The organism is Massilia sp. CT11-108, from assembly GCF_047302915.1.
GTDB lineage: Bacteria > Pseudomonadota > Gammaproteobacteria > Burkholderiales > Burkholderiaceae_D > Telluria > Telluria orientalis.
In genome coordinates this window covers 1-710 of sequence record NZ_JBKYMO010001110.1, presented here as the reverse complement: position 1 = coordinate 710, position 710 = coordinate 1, and the positions used below count along the sequence as shown (strand labels likewise).

The window sequence follows — 710 nt, the reverse complement described above, 5'->3', positions numbered from 1 at the left end:
CCACCGTGGCGGTGGCGCGCACCGTGGCGCCGAGACGGCGCGCGAGCTCGCGCAGCACGGCGTCGCCCACCGCGTGGCCGAGGCTGTCGTTGATCTGCTTGAAGTGGTCGACGTCGAGGTAGGCCAGCGCCAGCGGCGTGGCGCCGCGGCGCGCGCGCGCGATGGCCTGCGCGAAGCGCTCCTCGTAGCTGCGCCGGTTCGGCAGGCCGGTCAGGTGGTCGGAATGGGCGAGCGCGTGCAGCTGGCGCTCGTATTCGCGCGCGGAGGTCGCATCGGTCGACAGCACGTAGATGCCCTGCACGATGCCGTCGCGGATGTGCGGCAGATAGGTCGAGCTGATCACGCGCGTGCGGCCGCGGCGCTGTTCCTCGATCTCCAGGTGCGACGCGTGCCCGGCCAGGCAGCGCTCCAGCGCTTCGCGGCGCGACGCGTAGAACCCCTCGCCCATCGCGTCGAGCACGGTCCTGCCGATCATGTCGGTCGTCTTCACGCCGAACCATTCGCGATAGCGTTCGTTGGCGAAGCGGTAGCGCAGGTCGGTGTCGACGTAGGCGATCAGCGCCGGCACGTTGTCGGCGATGGTGCGCAGCCATTCGCCGCTTTCGGCCAGGCGTGCGCGCGACGCATCCAGTTCCGTCACGTCCTTCATCGCGACGACGGCGCCCAGCGGCTCGCCGGTGGTGCCGTGCAGCGCGCGGCCTGCTCGCGAG

General features: G+C 71.5%; 1 protein-coding gene. It reads right to left on the bottom strand.

Features of this window, described 5'->3' with window-relative positions:
• Window positions 1-710, bottom strand: a 710-nt coding sequence (locus ACEN88_RS33450; protein ID WP_413346636.1) for a diguanylate cyclase domain-containing protein, incomplete at both ends; no start/stop codon positions are given.